This is a genomic window from Streptomyces sp. NPDC003035, assembly GCF_042888285.1.
In the GTDB taxonomy this organism is placed as follows: Bacteria; Actinomycetota; Actinomycetes; order Streptomycetales; family Streptomycetaceae; genus Streptomyces.
Map to the genome: position 1 here is coordinate 1,335,470 of NZ_JBIAPJ010000001.1, position 15,637 is coordinate 1,351,106.

General features: G+C 72.7%; 14 protein-coding genes. 9 read left to right on the forward strand and 5 right to left on the reverse strand.

Annotation, left to right across the window (positions count from 1 at the left end; translation table 11 throughout):
- Positions 1-2: 2 nt before the first annotated feature.
- Entirely contained in the window at positions 3-1,790 is a 1,788-nt protein-coding gene (locus tag ACFYV5_RS06000; protein ID WP_389164849.1) for a serine/threonine-protein kinase, read from the reverse strand.
- A gap of 127 nt (positions 1,791-1,917) precedes the next feature.
- The gene (locus ACFYV5_RS06005) at positions 1,918-2,982 is read right to left on the reverse strand and encodes an AI-2E family transporter (RefSeq protein WP_389164852.1); all 1,065 of its coding nucleotides are present in this window, start codon (positions 2,980-2,982) and stop codon (positions 1,918-1,920) included.
- Positions 2,983-3,145: 163 nt separating this feature from the next.
- Here ACFYV5_RS06005 and ACFYV5_RS06010 point away from each other — a divergent pair, with 163 nt between their 5' ends.
- The 7 genes from ACFYV5_RS06010 (at position 3,146) to ACFYV5_RS06040 (ending at position 12,408) form a co-directional block, all read left to right on the forward strand.
- Positions 3,146-4,000 carry a DMT family transporter gene (locus ACFYV5_RS06010; RefSeq protein WP_389164855.1) on the forward strand — a complete coding sequence of 285 codons (855 nt, stop codon included), beginning with the start codon at positions 3,146-3,148 and terminating at the stop codon, positions 3,998-4,000.
- On the forward strand, positions 3,997-5,208 hold the full coding sequence (locus ACFYV5_RS06015) for an MFS transporter (RefSeq protein WP_355109361.1): 1,212 nt from the start codon (positions 3,997-3,999) through the stop codon (positions 5,206-5,208). The genes ACFYV5_RS06010 and ACFYV5_RS06015 overlap by 4 nt, the downstream gene beginning before the upstream one ends.
- A gap of 238 nt (positions 5,209-5,446) precedes the next feature.
- A complete protein-coding gene (locus ACFYV5_RS06020) occupies positions 5,447-6,820 on the forward strand; it encodes a protein kinase (RefSeq protein ID WP_389164860.1) in 1,374 nt (457 codons plus the stop codon).
- Positions 6,817-10,362, forward strand: coding sequence for a protein kinase (locus ACFYV5_RS06025; protein WP_389164863.1), 3,546 nt, complete (start codon positions 6,817-6,819; stop codon positions 10,360-10,362). The genes ACFYV5_RS06020 and ACFYV5_RS06025 overlap by 4 nt, the downstream gene beginning before the upstream one ends.
- 10 nt (positions 10,363-10,372) lie before the next feature.
- Positions 10,373-10,933: a GNAT family N-acetyltransferase gene (locus tag ACFYV5_RS06030; RefSeq protein WP_389164866.1), complete on the forward strand. Its 561-nt coding sequence runs from the start codon at positions 10,373-10,375 to the stop codon at positions 10,931-10,933.
- A 216-nt stretch (positions 10,934-11,149) separates the two neighbouring features.
- Positions 11,150-11,677 (forward strand): GNAT family protein, encoded by a 528-nt coding sequence (locus tag ACFYV5_RS06035; protein WP_355109353.1) that lies wholly within the window; start codon positions 11,150-11,152, stop codon positions 11,675-11,677.
- A gap of 224 nt (positions 11,678-11,901) precedes the next feature.
- Positions 11,902-12,408, forward strand: coding sequence for a DinB family protein (locus ACFYV5_RS06040; RefSeq protein WP_389164869.1), 507 nt, complete (start codon positions 11,902-11,904; stop codon positions 12,406-12,408).
- A 12-nt stretch (positions 12,409-12,420) separates the two neighbouring features.
- Here ACFYV5_RS06040 and ACFYV5_RS06045 read toward each other — a convergent pair whose 3' ends face one another.
- The gene (locus ACFYV5_RS06045) at positions 12,421-12,615 is read right to left on the reverse strand and encodes a hypothetical protein (RefSeq protein ID WP_389164871.1); all 195 of its coding nucleotides are present in this window, start codon (positions 12,613-12,615) and stop codon (positions 12,421-12,423) included.
- A 196-nt stretch (positions 12,616-12,811) separates the two neighbouring features.
- Between ACFYV5_RS06045 and ACFYV5_RS06050 the strand changes: the two genes are divergently transcribed.
- Positions 12,812-13,363, forward strand: a complete 552-nt coding sequence (locus ACFYV5_RS06050) for an HPP family protein (RefSeq protein WP_389164874.1) — start codon at positions 12,812-12,814, stop codon at positions 13,361-13,363.
- A gap of 12 nt (positions 13,364-13,375) precedes the next feature.
- Here the strand turns inward: ACFYV5_RS06050 and ACFYV5_RS06055 are convergent, their stop codons facing one another.
- Complete coding sequence (locus tag ACFYV5_RS06055; RefSeq protein WP_389164877.1) at positions 13,376-14,032, reverse strand: FMN-binding negative transcriptional regulator; 657 nt, start codon at positions 14,030-14,032, stop codon at positions 13,376-13,378.
- Between the two features lie 48 nt (positions 14,033-14,080).
- Positions 14,081-14,917 carry an EamA family transporter gene (locus tag ACFYV5_RS06060; protein WP_389164880.1) on the reverse strand — a complete coding sequence of 279 codons (837 nt, stop codon included), beginning with the start codon at positions 14,915-14,917 and terminating at the stop codon, positions 14,081-14,083.
- A gap of 120 nt (positions 14,918-15,037) precedes the next feature.
- Between ACFYV5_RS06060 and ACFYV5_RS06065 the strand changes: the two genes are divergently transcribed.
- Positions 15,038-15,622, forward strand: a complete 585-nt coding sequence (locus tag ACFYV5_RS06065) for an XRE family transcriptional regulator (protein ID WP_355109343.1) — start codon at positions 15,038-15,040, stop codon at positions 15,620-15,622.
- The last annotated feature ends 15 nt before the right edge of the window (positions 15,623-15,637 follow it).

Sequence of the window (15,637 nt, forward strand, 5' to 3'; positions counted from 1 at the left end):
CCTCAGTCCGAGGACTCGGCGGCGTTGCGCCACACCGTCAGGTCCAGGGTCATGTACGTGCTGGGGGAGTCCTCGGCCGAGAAGCCCTGGACCGTGACCAGGCCGATGTGCCCCGTGCCGGTCGTGACGCAGACCTGCCGCCCCTTCGACAGCTTGTTCACGTACACGTTCTGGGTGAAGCGGGTGTCCGCGCGGCAGGCGGCGAGCGACCCCGGCTGCCCCGGGTCGAGCAGGACGAGGTTCCCGCCCGAGCTCTCCGCGTCGAGATAGCCACCGGTGTCGTAGGAGAGCTCGTACCCGCCGTCCTCGCCCCGCTGGGGCCGGACGGCGTCGTCCCCGAGCGTCAGGTGGTACCCGGCGGTGAGATTGACGCCCTTGAACTCGGCGGGCTTCGGCTGCGGTTCGGCGCTCGGCTTCGCACCCGCGTCCGTGCTCCCGCCGTCCTGCCCGCCCTGGCCGCCCTGCGAGGAGGTGCCGCCCTGCGACGAAGCGCTGCCCTTCGTCTGCGGCTCCTTGTCCTTGAGCAGCAGATACGCCGTGGCACCCGCGGTGATGCCGAAGACCAGCGCCGCGGCGAGGGCGACGACCGGACCTCGCCGGCGCGGGGGCACCGGAGGCATGGCCCCCGGCGGCATGCCCCCGTGCGGCATCGCGCCCGGCGGCAACGGCCGACCGGGGAACCGGTGGGCCGGCGGGGCGGCATGCGTCGGCGCGTAGGCGAGCGACTGGGCCGGATTCGGCCCGGGGGCGACGGGCGCCGTGGGGGCGTAGCCCGCGGGCGGCGGAGCGGCCGGCGTGGGCGGAGCCGAGGGTGCCGTGGGCGCGTACCCCGGCGGCGGCGGAGTCCGGTCGGAGGCGGGCGCGGGAGCCGCCGTCCGTACGGTGATGTCGGCGGCCACCGTCCTCGGCAGCCAGTCCTCCGCGCGCCGCAGCACCGTCTCGGCGTTCGCGGACCGGCACAACTCGATGATCTCGGCGACGGACGGCCTCGCGGCGGGGTCCTTCGCGAGCGCGCGGGTGACCAGTTTCCTCAACCGCTCCGGTACCCGCTCGAGATCGGGCTCCTCGTGGACGATCCGGTACAGGACGCCGTGCGAGGTGCCCTCGCCGAACGCCGGCGAGCCCGTCGCCGCGTACGCCGCGACCTGGCCGAGCGCGAAGATGTCGGTGGCCGGGGTGACCCGGCCGCCGCCCGCGGCCTGCTCGGGGGCCATGAAGGACGGGGTGCCGATGGTGACGCCACTGCCGGTGAGGGAGGTCGCGTCGGCGGCGTAGGCGATGCCGAAGTCGATGACGCGGGGCCCGTCGGCGGCGAGCAGGACGTTGGACGGCTTGAGGTCGCGGTGCACGATGCCCGCGCCGTGGATGACGTGCAGCGCCTCCGCCATGCCCGCGACGAGCAGCAGGACCGTCTCGACCGGCAGCGCCCCGTGGGCGACGACGGCGTCCGCGAGCGAGGGCCCGGGCACGTACGCGGTCGCGAGCCAGGGCCGCCGACCGTCGGTGTCGGCGTCGATGACCGGCGCGGTGAACAGCCCCTGCACCCGCTGCGCCGACTGCACCTCCTGCGCGAACCGGCGCCGGAACTCCGGGTCGTCACCGAACTCCGGCCGGATCACCTTGATGGCGACGGGCCGCCCACCGGGCGTGTACGAGAGGTACACCTTGCCCATACCACCGGCGCCCAGGCGCGCGGCCAGTCGGTAGCCGGCCACCGTGGTCGGGTCGTCCCCCTCCAGCGGCTGGAAAATCCGAGAAGCGCCGCCGTGGCCCGGCTGCTGACCAGTCATCAACTCATGTCTCCCGCACAGAGCCCCGTTGTCGACCCGCACCCTATCCACACCGGGGAGGTCCGCGCCCGACCTCTGGCGACGTCGGCGCCCCGACGCCCGCCGCCCGTGCGAGGTGCCGGCACGGTCAGCCGTTCTCCGGCGCACGTGCCTCGCGGAGCGCCGTGCGGACCGACCAGATCACCGACACCAGCGGTACGGCCACCACGGCACCCACGACGCCCGCCGCGATCGCTCCCGCGATCACCGAGATCGCCACCACCAGAGGGTGCAGCCGCACGGCCCAGCTCATGACGAGCGGATGCAGCAGGTGCCCTTCGATCTGACCGATGACCACGATCAGGGCGATCACGATCGCCGCCACCAGCGGGCCCTGCGACGCCAGTGCGACGACGGCGGCGACCGCGAGCGCGATCGGGGAACCGATCAGCGGGACGAAGGCGGCCACGAACTCCAGCAGGGCCAGCGGGACCGCCAAAGGGACCCCGAGCAGCCAGAGTGCGACGCCGACGAGCACCGCGTTCACCGCCGCCACCAGGACGATCCCGTGGGTGTAGCCCGTGAACGTCCGCCAGGCCGCCCGGCCGCCGATCGCCGCCCGGCCGCGCACCGCCCGCGGCAACTGCTCCTGGAGCCAGGCCCACTGCCGGTCGCCGGAGTGGATGAAGAACACCGAACAGAACAGCGCCAGGGCCAGCGTGGTCAGCACCGCCACCAGCTGGTGCGCACCGCTCACCGCCTCGCTGACGAGAGTGGACCGGTGGCTCGACAGGAACTGCCCGATCCGGCTCTGGACGTCCGACAGCGCCTCCGGGTTCAGCCGGAACGGCGGCCGCTCCAGCCAGTCCTCGATCCGGCCGATCCCGTCCCGGAACTCGCGCACCAGCGTCATCCGCTCACCCTCCACCGCCTCGCCGACCAGCGCGAGCACCCCGAGGACGAGCGCGATGCTGCCGAGGAGGGTCAGCGCGACCGCCAGGGGGCGCGGCAGACCCCGGGCGACCACATCGGCCACCGGGCGTAGCAGCGCGGTGATCACGAGACCGAGGAACACCGCCACCCCGATCTCGTGGAAGCGCCCGAGCAGCGCGAACAGGCTGTACACCGCGGCTCCGACGACGAGCAGACGCCATGCGTAGGCGGCGGCGGTACGGAGGAACGGGACCACCGGCGGTGGAGTGCCTGTCTGCATGGCGAACGACGTACCACCAGGGACGCGGCGGACCACCCGCTCGTCCCCACATTCGCCCGAGAACGGCGCGACGGGGGTCCGGACGGGCGAATACCGGGTGAATCCCCGGCGCCTGCCGGTGTCGTCACGGCGGACGTCGCCCGGCGCCGGTGAGGATCGAGGGATGGGCATCGTCCTGCCGGTCCTGTTCGCGCTGCTCTCCGCGTCCAGCAATGCGCTCGCCACGGTGCTGCAACGCCGCGCCGCGCTCACCGTTCCCCAGACCGACTCCTTCCGCCCCGGCCTGATGCTCGACCTGCTGCGGCGCCCGCTCTTTCTGGCCGGCATCCTCGCGGTGATCACCGCAGGGGCCTGCCAGGCGGTGGCACTGGCGACCGGCCCGCTGGCACTCGTACAGCCGCTCTTCGTGCTGGAGCTGCCGCTCGCCCTGCTGATCGCCTCGACCATGACGCGGGAGCGGCTGCCCGCGGCGCTCTGGCCGGCCGTCGCGGGGGTCGTGCTGGGTCTCGGGATCGCGCTCGCGGCGGCCTCACCCAGCGGCAACCGTACGCACCTGGAGCTGAGCCGCTGGATCCCGGCGCTCCTGCTGTGCGGCGGTGCGGTGGTGGCGCTGGCGTCGGCCGGGCTGCGCAGGCCGCTCGGCCGCGCCCGCGCCGGATGCCTCGGTGGCGCCACCGCGATCTGTTACGCGCTCACCGCCGCCTTGATGAAGACGGCCATGAACATCCTCGACGAGGGCGGCCTCGGCGCCTTCCTGACGGCCTGGCAGACGTACGCCTTCGGCCTGACCGGGATCGCCGCCCTCCTTCTGCTCGGACATGCCATGCAGGGCGGGCCGCTCGTCGCCTCGCAACCGGCCCTGACCCTGGGGGACGCCTCGGTGAGCCTCGCGCTGGGCGTCCTGCTGTACGAGGAACACGTACGCACCGGGTGGTGGCTCGTGCCGGAGGTGCTGGGCGTCGGTTTGATCGTCTTCGGCGTGTTCGCGCTGGCGCGGGGCGGGGTGAGCACGGCGTGACGGCACCCCGTCGCACACGGCGCCTCGGCTACGGCGCGGCCGCGGCGGTCTTCGCCATCGGCATGGCCGGCACGACGCTGCCCACACCGCTGTACGGGCTGTACCGCGCGGAACTCGGCTTCTCCGAGCTGATGGTGACGGTGATCTTCGCCAGCTACGCCGTGGGCGTGATCGCCACCCTGCTGCTGGTCGGCAACCACTCGGACGTGGTGGGGCGCCGTCCCGTCCTGCTGGTCGCGCTGGGCCTCGCCGCGGCCAGCGCCGCGTGCTTCCTCCTGGAGGGAGGCCTGCCCTTCCTCTTCGCCGGCCGGCTGCTGTCGGGCTTCTCCGCGGGGCTGCTGAGCGGGGCGGGCACGGTCACCGTGCTGGAGCTGGCGCGTCCGGAGCGCAGGTCGCGCGCCGGCTTCGCCGCGACCGCCGCGAACATGGGCGGCCTCGGCTGCGGACCGCTGCTGGCCGGGCTGCTGGCCGAGTACGCCCCGATGCCGCTGTCCCTGCCGTTCCTGACCCACATCGGGCTGGTGTGCGTGGCCTGCGTCCTCGTGCTGCTCCTGCCGGAGACCGTCGCCCACGCCCGGCTCCGTGCCCGACCCAGGCCGCAGGGCCTGTACGTACCGCCGCAGGTGCGGGGCGTCTTCGCCCCCTCCGCGCTCGCCGCCTTCGCGGGATTCGCGCTCCTCGGCCTGTTCACGGCGGTGGCGCCGAGCTTCGTCTCCCAGACGCTGGGCATCACCAACCTGGCCGTCTCGGGCCTCGTGGTCTTCTCGGTGTTCCTCGCCTCGACCGTGGGGCAGTCGCTGACGGGTCGGCTGCCGGCGCGCGCCGCCCTGCCGCTCGGCTGTCTGGTCCTCGTGGTCGGCCTCCTCCTCGTCGGCGCCTCCCTCTGGGCCCAGGCGCTGCCTCTGCTGGTGGCCGGTGCGGCCTGCGGCGGCCTCGGCCAGGGCCTCTCCTTCCGCGCCGCGCTGATCGCCGTCGGCGAGGCGGCGCCGCCCGCGCACCGGGCGGCGACGGTCTCCTCGTTCTTCGTCGTCGCCTACACGGGCATCTCCCTGCCGGTCGTGGGCGTGGGCGCGTTGACGATGTGGCTGGGCCTGGACACCGCGGGGCTGACCTTCACCGCCTGCGTCACCGTGCTCGCCGCGACCACCGGCCTCTACCTGGCCCGTCGCCCCGCCGGCCTTCCGGGCACGGACCAGCCGGTGGGCTAGCCGGGCGCGGGCCGTTCGACGCGGACAGCGGACAGGCGCCGGTGTGACCCGGCGTCGTCCGGCGCGGCCTGTGACCGAACAGCCCGGGGTGTTCTTCCGGATATCCCCTCCACGCGGCCGACGGCGGCGGAAGAATCGATCAGGGGCGGCACGAGGGACGCGGGGGCGCATGGACCCACGCCAGGGCGCGCCCCCGGTTCGGCCCGGATCGAGAACGCGCAGAAGGAGAGACGGCACCATGACGGCCGCCCCCACAGCCATGGTCACCCTGACCCTCGTCGAGGGAAGACTCATCCCCGACCGGTACGTGTTCGACGAGCGCACCACGTGCGTGGTCGGCCGCGGCAAGGACTGCGCGCTCCGCCTGCCCAGCGACGAGCACCACGACACGGTGTCACGCCACCACTGCCTGCTCGACATCAACCCACCCGACATCCGCGTCCGCGACTTCGGCAGCCTCAACGGTACGTACGTCAACGGGAAGAGGATCGGCCGGCGCGAGGAGCACCAGACACCGCAGGAAGGGGCGGCCACCCCCTTCCCCGAGCACGACCTGGCCGACGGCGACGAGATCCGGATCGGCGAGACCGTCTTCCGCGTCGGCGTCACCGCCCCGCACACGCTGCCGCTCGCCCGCTGCGCGCACTGCGGCGGCCCCGCCGAGGATCCGGACGGAAACAGGGCCGGTGACCACCTCTGTACGGACTGCCGGGCGGAGCCCGCCGCCCTGGCCGGGCGCCTGCTCGACCTCGCCGGCCCCGGGCGCCCCGACCTCGCTCCTCTCGCCGGTCACGTCCTGCTGCGCGAACTCGGCCGCGGAGGCATGGGCGCGGTCTACCTCGCCCGGCACGAGCCGACCGGCCGAGAGGTGGCCCTGAAAGTGATGCTGCCGAAGGTGGCGGCGAACACCGGCGCACGGGCCCGCTTCCTCCGCGAAGCGGAGATCACCCGGTCCCTCCGGCACCCCAACATCGCCACCCTGTACGACTCCGGCTTCGCCGACGGCACCTTCTACCTCACCACCGAGTACTGCACCGGCGGCAGCCTCGACCGCCTCCTGCGGCGGAGGCGGAGGCCACTGCCAGTGGCCGAAGCCGTCCCGATCGCCCTCCAGGTGCTCGACGGCCTGGACCACGCCCACCGTCAGGGCGTCGTCCACCGCGACCTCAGCCCCTCCAACATCCTGCTGCACGAGAACGCCGACGGTTCCACGACCGCGAAGGCGGGCGACTTCGGCATCGCCAAGGCCTTCGACCAGGCGGGCCTCAGCGGTCTCACCCGCACCGGCACCACGGCGGGGAAACCCCACTTCATGCCCCGCCGACAGGTCATCGACTTCAAGAAGGCACCGCCGGCCGTGGACGTCTGGGCCCTCGCCGCCTGCCTCTACCAGACGCTCACCGGCCGCACCCCGCGCGACTTCCCGCGCGACAAGGACCCCTGGCAGATCGTCCTGCAGTCGCCGGCCGTCCCGATCCGCCGACGAGAACCAGACATACCGGGCGCCCTCGCGGACGTCATCGACCACGCCCTCCGCGAGCGGCCGCGCATCGGGTTCTCGACCGCGGCCGAGCTGAGCGAGGCCCTCCGTGCGGCGGTGCCCGGCTCATGACACGGGATCACGGGCCGCTTCCGCCCGAGGCCGCCCGCTGGCGGCTCGGTGACGTGGTCGACGGCCGCTACGAGGTACTGGGGGTCCACGAGCAGGGCGGGATGGGGCTCGTACACCGTGTACGCCACCTGGAGTGGGAGACCGATCTGGCGGTGAAGTCCCCGCGCCCGGAGCTCCTGGCGACGGACGGCTTCCTGGACCGGTTCGTGGCCGAGGCGGAGACCTGGGTGTCGCTCGGCCTCCATCCGCACGTCTGCGGATGTCACTACGTCCGTAGACTCGACGGCGTTCCACGGGTGTTCGCGGAGTACGTCGCCGACGGCAGCCTCGCGGAGTGGATCGCGGACGGCCGGCTGTACGAGGGCGGCGCGGCCGCGGCACGGGCGCGGATCGTCGACTTCGCCATCCAGATGGCCTGGGGGCTCGCACACGCCCACAGCCGCGGCCTCGTGCACCAGGACGTCAAACCGGGCAACGCGCTCGTCGACGAGGACGGCACCGTGAAGGTGACCGACTTCGGACTCGCGCGGGCCGGCGCCGCCCCCGGGGCTCCGGTGGGCACCCCGCTACCGGGCGGCACGGTACTCGTCACCCGCGGCGGTCTTTCACTGCCCTACGCCTCACCCGAGCAGGTGGCCGGCGGCCGCCTGGGACGCCGTACCGACATCTACAGCTTCGCCGTGTCGGTCCTCGAGATGTTCACCGGCGGTGTCACCTGGCTCGCCGGACCCGTGGCGGGGGCCGCACTGGAGGCGTACCTCGAGGAGGGCGGCCCGGCCGGGGACGAGCGCCTGCCCGCCATGCCGGACGGACTCCCCGGTCTCCTGGCCCGCTGCCTCCGCCCGGACCCGGCGCGCAGACCCGCCTCGGTGGGCGAGCTCGCGGAGGAACTGGCCGAACTGTACGGGCGGATGACGGGCGCTCCGTACGACCGGCCCGTGCCCGTGGCCGCCGACCTGCGCGCCGACGAGCTGAACAACCGCGCGCTGTCGCTGCTCGACCTCGGAAGGACGCAGGAGGCGGACCGGGCGTTCGACGACGCCCTCGCCGCCGACCCCCGGCACCTCCGTGCCACCTACAACAAGGGGTTGCACGAGTGGCGTGGCGGTGTCCTCACGGACGACGAGTTCGTCGCCGTCCTGGAGCGGCTGCGCGCCGACACCGACACCGACCCCGGGCAGGTCCGGCATGTGCTGGCCCAGGTGCACCTGGAGCGCGGCGACCGCGCCGGCGCGCGCTCGCTCCTGGACGAGGCGGACCGGGAGCGGCCCGGCTCACCGGAGTCCGAACGGCTCCGGCAGGCTCTCCGGTCCGGACGGGCGGCCGACGCCCGCCCCACCCTGACGCGTCCGCTGCCCTGGCTGGACGACGCGACCACGTGGTCGGCCCGCTCGCGGCTGTCCGCCGAGGGGCACGTGGCGGTGACCGGCGGCCGTGACGGTCGGATACGGCTCTGGGACCTGCGGAGCGGCGACTGCCGGCGCACCCTGGAGGGCCACCACAAGGAGGTCGTCGCCCTCGACGTCGACGCCACCGGCCGCAGGGCCGTCTCCGCTGACGCCGACGGTGTCCTGAGGTTCTGGGACCTCGCCGAGGGCCGGAGCCTGGGACTGCGCGTGCCCCGCGTGATTCCGAGGCTCGCCCGCGTCGGCGCCCTGCGGCTGAACGCCGACGCCCGGATCGCGGTGGCCCTCGTGAACGGCAGGCCGGCCGCATGGGACTTCCCCGACGGGCCGTGGCACAAGGGGCTCGGCACGGGCCACGAGGCGGCGTTCACCGATCTGGAGGTGAGCGCGGACGGCAGCCGCGTCCTGACCGTGTCCGGCGACGGCACGGACGACACCGTCCACGTATGGGACCTGGGAACGGCGAGTCTGCTGTGGAGTCTGCCCGACAGCGAGCGAACCCCTGTGCAGGCCATGGCCCTGAGCGCCGATGGCCGCCGCGTCGCGATCACGACCAACGCGGGAGTCGGCCGCCATCGGATCCAGCGGTGGGACGTGGACACCGGCCGGCCGGAGCGCCCGACGACCGGGCCCGGCTGGAGGGTGACGACGCTCGCGCTGAGTACCGACGGCCGCTTCGCCCTCGCCGCGGGTGAGGACGACGACGGCGTACGGCTCTGGGACCTGGACGAGGGCCGCTGCCTGCGCACGTTCCCGGGGCACCACGAGGGGGTGCGGAGCGTCCGGTTCGGCGCGGACGCCCGGTCCGCGGTGTTCGTCGACCGCGGCGCGGCGCGGTGGTGGACCTGGGAGCTGCCTGGGGCGTTCGCCGCGACACCCCTGCTGAGCGTCCCCCGCCGGCACGGCGACCTCGACCGGCACGCCCGCCGCGCGCGGACGCTCCTGGCAGCGGCCCGGGAAGCGATGGCCGCCGGCCGCCGTCCACAGGCGCTCGAACTCCTCGAACGCGCCCGGGAGGTGCCCGGTCACGAGCGCGCACCCGAGGTGATGGAGGCATGGCGAGCGCTGGGGGCGGAGACGGTACGGGTGGGGCTGCGCGCCGTCACTCCGCTCCGCACCTTCCTCGGGGTCCTGTCTCGGGTGTCGGTGGCCATCTCGGCGGACGGGCGGCGCCTCGCGTGCGGGGGAGAGCGGGTCCGCCTGTGGGACGCGACGAACGGTTCGCCGCTTAAGGAGTGGGAGCGCGACGCGGGCGCGGCGGTCGCGCTCAGCGCCGACGGGCGGAGGGTGATGGCGAGCGGAGGCGGCAGGATCACCGTGTGGTCCGCGCCGCACGGCCATTGGCCGGTCCGCCTGGACACCCGTAAGCCCGGCGGCCGATGGGGTCCGCAGGGCATCGGAGCGAGCGGAAGTCGCGGCGCGGTGTCCTTCGACGCCGACGGGCGGCTCGCCCTGGGCATCTGCGGCGACGGCGCCCTGCGGATGTGGGACCTGGGCGGCGGCCGCTGTGTCCGGACGCTGACGGGTCACGGCGCCTGGCCGAACGCGGTGTGGCTGAGCCCCGACGCACGACGGGCGGTCTCGGGCGGATCCGACGGAGAGGTCCGGGTCTGGGACGTCGACGCCGGTACGTGTCTGAGCATCCCGCACGAGGGCAGCTGGATCGACTCGGTCTGCCTCGGCGCGGACGGCCGCCATGTGCTGTGCGCGGGGGATCACCAGGGCCACACGCTCTGGCTGCTGGACGCCGCCACCGGGGCGTTCGTCCGGTTCTTCGACGACGTGGACGCCACCGCGGCGGAGGAGGACCGGTCCGGTCAGGTCCTGATGGCCCGGCTGACCTCCGACGGACGGTTCGCGATCTCGGCCGAGCGGGACGGAGCGATCCGCATCTGGGACACGGCCACGGGCCGCCGCCTTCGCACCCTCGAAGCACATACGGACGAGGTCCAGGGCATCGCCCTGACGCCGGACGACCGCTATCTGTTGTCGGGCAGCACGGACGGGACCTTGCGCCTGTGGGAACTCGACTGGGAACTCGGCGGTGCTGAGAGTCTCGCTCGCGAGGGCGGCTGTGGAAACCACCGCCCGCCGTCGGCCGGAAAATCGGTGGCAGGTCCGGCCGGCCCATGGTGAAGATCGCGGCATGTCCACCTTCCTGGAGACCGACCGGCTCGTCCTGCGCGCCTTCACGGCGGCCGACGCCGACCACCTGCTCGCCCTGGACAACGACCCCGAGGTCATGCGCTTCATCAACGGTGGCCGTCCCACCAGCCGCGAGGCGATGGAGACGCGGGTCCTGCCGCGACTCCTGCACGACTACCCGTGCTGGGAGACCCGCGGGTACTGGGCCGCCGAGGAGAAGACCACGGGCACCTTCCTGGGCTGGTTCGAGCTCCGGCCGCTGGAGGAGCACAACCCCGCCGTCGTCGAACTCGGTTACCGGTTGAACCGGGCGGCATGGGGGCGCGGCTACGCCACCGAGGGGTCCCGGGCCCTGATCGACAAGGGGTTCAGGGAACTGGGGGTCGAGCAGGTCACCGCGAACACCATGGCCGTCAACACCCGTTCCCGCCGCATCATGGAGAAATCGGGCCTGACCTTCGTCCGGCACTTCACCGGGGACTGGCCGGAGGCGATCGAGGGCTCCGAGCACGGTGAAGTCGCGTACGAACTCACCCGGACCGAGTGGGAGCGGTCTGGATAGACCTCAACTCGTTCGGTCGGCCAGGGCCCCGAGAGGTCGCTCCTGTCATTTCAGAATGAGATGCGGAGTCATCACAAGCCGATGGTGGTGCAGGCGAGTTGGAGGAGTTCCAGGCGAAGGTCCGCTCGACGACCCGGCGGGCCTGGGGTGCGGTGGCACGGACAGCCTCGCATAGGCTGGGCGCCTCATCCAACGCACTGCGACGAGGATCAGCACATGGGCAGCAGCACCAGGATCCGCCTGATCGAGCCCACCGACGCCGCTCCGATCGCTGCGCACCGGGTGCGGGACTTCGAGGCTTTTCGGCCGTGGGAACCGGCCCAATCGGCCGACTTCTTCACCCCGGAGGGCCAGGCAGAGCGGATCGACAGCCTGCTGGCCGGATATGAGGCCGGCACGGTCTGGCCGGGTGTGGTGCTCGCCGATGACCAGGTGATCGGACAGGTCACCGTCGGAGGCATCCTGCCGCAGCCGCACCTGCGCCGCGGCTCCGTCGGATACTGGATCGCCAGCGTCGCCCAGAATCAAGGGCACGCCGGGAACGCCGTCGGGCTTGTACTCCGGGTGATGACGGACGAACTCGGGTTGCACCGCGCCGAGGCGTCCACCAATCTGGAGAATCTGCCGTCGCAGCGGGTGTTGCGACGCAACGGGTTCAGTCCGTACGGCGTCGCGCACTCCTCGATCTTTCTCGATGGGAGCTGGCGGGACGGGCTGCTGTGGGAGCGCCTCCTCGGCGACTAGCTGATCCGTTCCCTTGATGCGGTGGTGCATAAGCCAGACAGGTCGCGGACAGGGCCGCTGGCTTCGCGGCATGTGTCGGTAGTACCGATGGCCGCCGTCCCGACACAGACACCGGCGCTGAATCGCCGACAGCGCCCCGCTGGAGAAGGCGCTGGGTGGAGCAGGCTGGGGTCCGGCGATAAATACCTCGACAGCGGGCGCGGTGATCAGGGACGCTTCGCGCGATGACCAGAATCGATGACACACCGCCCGCGTGGGATGAGCGCACCCAGCTCACCACGTTTCTCGACTACGCACGTAACACCGCCCGCGCCAAGTGCGCCGGCGTCTCGGCCGAGAACGCCCGCAAGGCGCTCCTGCCGGGCTCACCGCTGATGACCATGAGCGGAGTGATCAACCACCTGCGCTGGGTCGAGTACTACTGGTTCCAGGTGGTCTTCCTCGGCGAGGAAGACCAGGGCCCCTGGACCGAGGAGGACCCCGACCGCGAGATGCGCATCGCCGTCGACTTCCCGCTCACGCAGTTGCTCGACGAGTACGCGGAACAGAGCGCCCGCTACCGCGAACTGGTCGCCGGAAACGACCTGGACGAGCGGGCCGAGGGAACCATCCGCAACGGCCTCCACGTCGACCTGCGCTGGATCCTCCTCCACCTCACAGAGGAGACGGCCCGCCACAACGGCCACCTGGACATCCTGCGCGAGATGCTCGACGGCACGACCGGCTCGTAGACACGGCGGAGATCACGGGCGGAGCCAGAGTCGGATCGAGGCGACCGTGACGGTGCCGTGGAAGATGTAGCCGAAGCCTGCGGGTCGGCCGCCCTTGCTGCCCCTTCGTCGGCGGTTGGCCCGTTGGTTCCTCGGTTCGGGGATGGTGTGCGCCGCCGAGATGGCCGGGCCGCGTGCGCGGGTGTCCGCCACCGAGGCGGCCAACACGGAGGCGTTCCCCTAACGCCTCGCCGGGTCCCCGCCTCCCGGCATCTTCAACAAGTTGTATAGAATGATCCGCGTCTGTGCCTGCCCCATCGAGGCGCGCACCGGCCTGGCCCGACTGTCGACCACAGTGAGCCGTGCGAGGACCCGCCCTCGCGTCTTCCTCGATCACAGTCGCCCGGACCAGGAATCCCCGTACATGAGTACCGACGCCGCTCTGCGCCCCGACGTCGACGCATCCGAGCCGAAACCGACACGATCCGCCATGATGCCCCGGCCTCCGGCGCGGCCCGCGCCGGGTGCCGCGCTCCACAGCATCAGCGGTGCGACCGCCGTTCTCCTGGGGCTCGTCGCGATCGGCGCTCTCCTGCACGAGCCCGTTCTGATACCGCCGCTGGCCGCGAGCGCCGCTCTGGTGCACAGCGCCCCGAGCCTGCCGCTGTCCCAGCCCCGCAGCGTGATCATCGGTCATCTGCTGGGTGCTCTGGTCGGCTTCGGCGTTCTCGCGGCCGTGGGCAGCAGCGCCTGGGCCGCGGCCCTCGCGGCCGGTATCACCCTGGCCGCCAACATCATGGCCCGCACACCACACTCCCCGGCGTGCGCCACCGCGGTGGTCATCGTGCTTCAGACGCCCGACCTCGTCCGGTTCCTGCCCCTGCTCCTGGGGGCATCCGTCCTCCTCGTCCTGACCGGCTATGCCGCCTCCCGTATGCGACGGGGGGCGACGAAGTACCCCGCCTACTGGTGGTGACGGCCCCAAGGATCAGGGCTTCCAGGGGCCGATGCGGTCGAGGCGGCGGCGCTGCTGCCGCGCGGTGGGGACATCGAGGGGCCGGCCCCGTTCGGCGAGGTGGTCCGCGACGGCGGTGCGGTGGTCGACGGGCTTGTGGTCGTCGTATGTGAACTTGGCACGCACGGTGGTGACTTCCAGGCGCAGACCGCGGATCCCGGGCAGCATCCGCCCGTACGGGGGCTGGTCGACCGCGACGGGGGCGTGGTCGCCGGCGGGCTGGAAGTGGGCCAGTTGGCGGCGCAGCAGCTCGGCCTTGGCCTCGGGGTCGTCGACGATGTGGGCGCGGCAGGTGAACTGGACGGCGGTGTAGTAGCTGGTGGGGACGCCGTCGGTGGGTGGGGTGTCGGGCTTGGCGCGCCAGGTGCCGGGGATGAAGGCGTAGTCGCCGAAGACGGTGAACAGGACGTTCGGGTCGTGCTCGATCGCCTGCCATACGGGGTTGGGGCGGGCGAGGTGGATCAGGAGGTGGCCGGGGTCGCCGGGGTCGCCGGCGAAGTGGGTGGGGACGGCGAAGGGCGCCTGACCGGGCAGGCCGTTGACGCTCAGGAGGCCGAAGTCGTGGCCCTCGGCGATCCAGGTCTGCCATTCGGCCTCGTCCAGGGCGGCGTCCCAGGGCTGGATGAACATGCTGGTCTCCTTGCGGTGCGGCGGTGCGGCGGTGCGGCGGGGGCGGGGTCAGGTGAGGGCGAGGAGGCTGACGGCCACGGCCGCGGTGCCGAGGCCGACGAGCTGGCCGCGGTGGATGCGTTCGGCGAGCACGCTGCGGGCGAGCAGCACGGTGCCGGCCGGATAGAGAGCGGTGATCACCGCGACCACCGCGAGGTCGCCGCTGCGGGCGGCGAGCAGGAACAACAGATTCGCCACCGAGTCCAGCACGCCCGCGGTGGCCGACATCGCGTACGCGGGCTTCTCCGGGCCCAGCCTGCGGTACAGCACTCCCGCGGCGGCCAGGGTGACGGCCGAGGAGACCGCCCGGCCCACGATCAGTGGGCCTACGCCGCTGTCGGACGGCGCCTGGTGCAGGAAGATCAGCTGCAGGGCGATCGCCGCGCCCGCGCCGAGGGCCATCAGCAGCGCGGTACGGGACGGGCGGGCCGATCCGGCGCCGTGTCCCGCGCTGACCAGGACGACCGCGGCCAGGGCGAGCGGCAGCCCGATCAGTCCGGCCAGGCCGAGGCGCTCGCCCTGGAGCAGGCCCACCCCGACCGGGAGCATGGCGGAGACCAGGGCGGTGACGGGCGAGAGCACGTTCATCGGGCCTATCGCCAGGGTGCGGTAGAGCAGGGCGAACGCGGCGGCCGAGGCGACTCCGGAGGCGGCGCCCCAGGCGAGGGTGCCGCTGCTGAACGAGGCGCCGAGGAACGGCCACAGCAGCAGCTCGACCGCGAGCGAGGCCGGGGCGGCGATCATCACGGTGCGCAGCACGTGCGCCTTGCGGGCGCCGAGGCCGCCGAGGAAGTCGGCGCATCCGTAGGCGAGAGAGCTGCCCAGGGCAAGCAGCAGAGCGATCACGGTACGTACATCCCTTACTATGTCGGTGGAACGACCAAACAGTACATTGAACCGACCGTGGGGTGTCAACCAAACGACCGTGCGGTGCAGTGGAATGGTCAGTGGCGAGGAAGGGATGAGATGGCCGAGACAGAGGAAGCGCTGCGGACGCTCGCGCACAACGTCAGGACGGCCCGCAACCGCGCCGGTCTGTCCCTGGACGAACTCGGCCGCCGCGCCAAGGTCAGCAAGGGCGCCCTGGTGGGGCTGGAGAAGGCGCAGGGCAACCCGAACTTCGCCACCCTGGTCCGGCTGGCCGACACCCTCGGCGTCTCCGTCTCCGCCCTGATGGAAGGCCCCGCCGAAGGTCGCGTCCGTGTCGTGACCGCCGACGCCGTGATGCCGCTGTGGACCGGTGGTCAGGGCGGCGAGGCGAGGCTCATGCTCACCACCTCGGGCCCGGCACCGGTCGAGGTCTGGCGCTGGACACTCGAACCGGGCGAGGAATACCCCAGCCACCCCCACCAGGCCGGAGTCGTCGAAACCGTCAGTGTCACCGCCGGTCGTATGACCCTGGTCGTCGACGGCGTCGAGCACACCGTGGAAGCGGGCCAGACCGCCACCTTCGAAGGCGACGCCCCCCACACCTACCGAGGCGCCGGCACCGGGACCTGCCACCTGATCATGACCGTCCACCTTCCGCCCGGCCCCACGTCCACGGCCTGAACCGACGGAGAACGC